The sequence below is a fragment of the Gudongella sp. DL1XJH-153 genome, from assembly GCF_049310905.1.
In the GTDB taxonomy this organism is placed as follows: Bacteria; Bacillota; Clostridia; order Tissierellales; family Tissierellaceae; genus Gudongella.
Map to the genome: position 1 here is coordinate 1 of NZ_JBMEMN010000062.1, position 2,560 is coordinate 2,560.

Annotated in this window: 3 protein-coding genes; all 3 read left to right on the top strand. The window is 42.5% G+C overall.

Translation table 11 applies throughout. The features are described 5' to 3' along the window. Positions 1 to 82 precede the first annotated feature (82 nt). The 3 genes from tnpA to tnpC all read left to right on the top strand — a co-directional run bounded on the left by tnpA (position 83) and on the right by tnpC (position 2,470). Positions 83 to 439: an IS66 family insertion sequence element accessory protein TnpA gene (gene tnpA / locus ACOEN1_RS13280; RefSeq protein ID WP_422487372.1), complete on the top strand. Its 357-nt coding sequence runs from the start codon at positions 83 to 85 to the stop codon at positions 437 to 439. Then, positions 429 to 785 (top strand): IS66 family insertion sequence element accessory protein TnpB, encoded by a 357-nt coding sequence (gene tnpB, locus ACOEN1_RS13285; protein ID WP_422487373.1) that lies wholly within the window; start codon positions 429 to 431, stop codon positions 783 to 785. The genes tnpA and tnpB overlap by 11 nt, the downstream gene beginning before the upstream one ends. Before the next feature lie 77 nt (positions 786 to 862). After that, on the top strand, positions 863 to 2,470 hold the full coding sequence (tnpC, locus tag ACOEN1_RS13290; RefSeq protein WP_422487374.1) for an IS66 family transposase: 1,608 nt from the start codon (positions 863 to 865) through the stop codon (positions 2,468 to 2,470). Positions 2,471 to 2,560 lie beyond the last annotated feature (90 nt).

A 2,560-nucleotide genomic window follows, 5' to 3' on the forward strand; every position in this document is an offset into this window, starting at 1 on the left:
GTAAGCGCATATCCCAGTGCACATATTAATAGCAATCATTAAATGATAAAATCATCTCAAAACTAAAGAGGTGATTTTTTCTATGGATAAAAAAGCTAACCAGCAGTACTGGAAACAGGTTATGGAAGATCAAGGCAGTAGCGGCCTGACTCAAGCAATCTGGTGTGAAAAGAACAATGTCAACATACACAACTTCAGATACTGGAAGAGAAGGCTAAGGGATGAGGAAGATTCTGATGCCAACAATCCAGATCCACAATGGGCACTTGTGACAAACAGTCCTGGGGCCCACAAGGTTATTGAGGATTCTTCCTTGCCCTTAGCCTCAAAGACTGGGGCTGTAATTAAATCTGGGAAACTGTCTGTGGAGTTTACAGGACCAGTTAATATAGAGACTTTAACTAGAGTCATGGAGTTTTTAATAAGCCATGATAGATAGCAAACATATACACCAGGTATACCTTGCCCTTGGTCCCACAGACCTTAGAAAATCAATTGATGGTCTAGCCCTGATAGTGAAGGAGAGATTCAAGCTTGATCCCTTTTCAAGAAACCTCTATGTATTCTGTAATAGGAAAAGGGACAAGATAAAGATCCTGGAGTGGGACACCAGCGGTTTCTGGCTCCACTACAAGAGACTGGAGAAGGATAAGTTCCGTTGGCCTGATAGTATAGAAGGAACCCACATCAGCATAGATGACAGGTCCTTTCGCTGGCTACTGGATGGACTTAGCATAAGGGAAAAGTCTGCACACAAGCCCGTTAATGAAAGACAGATCATGTGATAAAAAGTCTTCTAACCTTAGTAAAATAAATGGTTTAAAGGCTTTTTTTGTTTGTCCATAAATGGTATAATAATAGTATGAAAACTAGTGATAAAACCGGTCTAGATACTGGTGAAAACCTTAATAAAATTGAATCGGAAGTGGAAAGGCTCAAACATGAAAATGAAGAGCTAAAGGCCAAGGTAAAGTTCTACGAAGAGCAGTTTAGACTATCCCAGGCTAAAAAATACGGTCCCTCAAGTGACAAGGTACTGGAGGACCAGACCTGTCTTTTCAACGAGGCAGAATTAGAGTCTCAGAAGAAAATGGAAGAACCGGATATTGAAGAGATACTCTACAAGAGGAGAAAGGCAAAAACAAAAAGCAGAAAGACCTACAAGGACCTTGAAGTGGAGGAAATCTACTACCAGCTGGAAGATGGAGATAGAGCATGTCCAAGCTGCGACAATCAACTTCACGAAATGAAGGTGATCATAAGAAAAGAGCTTAAGGTAATACCTGCAAAAGTGACCCTTGTCCACCACAAAAGACAGGTCTATGCCTGCAGACACTGTGATTCAGTAAACAGTGAAGGGGAGAAGGGAACAATAGTAACAGCTCCCATGCCAAATCCAGTACTTCCAGGATCCATGGTAAGCCCCACCCTTCTTGCTACAATCCTGGACATGAAATACAACAAGATGATGCCCCTTTACAGGCAGGAACAGGCCTTTGTAGACATAGGAATAGACATACCAAGACAGAACATGGCATCCTGGGTCATAAAGGGAAGCGAAAGATGGCTAACCCCTGTTTATGACAGAATGAGAGAACATCTTCTAAGAGAAGAGGTTGTCCATGCAGATGAGACCTCCCTAAACTGCCTTGATGAAAAGGACAACAAGAAAAACTACATGTGGTTGTATGCAACAGGTGAAAGGTCGGAAAAGAGGATATATCTCTACGATTACCAGAAGTCCAGGTCCAGCAAGCACCCAAAGGAATTCCTAAGGGGCTTTGAGGGTTTTCTACAAACAGATGGATATGCCGGCTACAACAGTGTGGAGAATGTAACTAGACTGGGCTGCCTGGCCCATGCCAGAAGATATTTCTCAGATGCCCTAAAGGCACTGCCAAAGGAGGCTGAATTATCCGCATCAAAGGCAAATCAAGCTCTAAAATTCTTCAAGGAAATCTACAAGCTGGAGGATGAGTACAGGGATCTGGCTCCAGAAGAGAGATATGAAAAACGCCTTGAGAACACTAAGCCAATACTGGATGGCTACAGAAGGTGGCTTGAAGATGAGAGCAAGAAGACCCTGCCAAAGAGCAAACTTGGAGAAGCCATAAACTACTCCCTAAAACAGTGGGATAGCCTTGTGGTATTCCTAAAAGATGGCAGGCTAAGCTGCGATAATAACCTTGCGGAACGTGGAATCAAGCCATTCGTACTAGCCAGAAAGAACTTCCTCTTTGCAAAATCTCCAAAGGGAGCTACAGCAAGTGGAGTTGCCTTTAGCATAATAGAGACAGCAAAGGCAAACAACCTAAAGCCATATTACTATCTGACATACCTGTTTGAGCAGCTTCCAAACATAGATCTTGAAGATTTTGATGCACTGGAGGCCTGTTTGCCATGGTCAGAAACACTACCGGATGTTGTGAGACGAAAACATAAAGATGATAAGGACTATGATTTCGAATAGATATGAAAATAATCGCCCTAACCATGCTGAAATTTGTCAGCTAGCTAGGGCGATTTTTCTATGTCTAGGTGTACTATAATATACGCTTAC

Coding starts and splice junctions, on each gene's coding strand:
- tnpB (WP_422487373.1), top strand. CDS start 429: ATGATAGATAGCAAACATATACACCAGGTATACCTTGCCCTTGGTCCC.
- tnpC (WP_422487374.1), top strand. CDS start 863: ATGAAAACTAGTGATAAAACCGGTCTAGATACTGGTGAAAACCTTAAT.
- tnpA (WP_422487372.1), top strand. CDS start 83: ATGGATAAAAAAGCTAACCAGCAGTACTGGAAACAGGTTATGGAAGAT.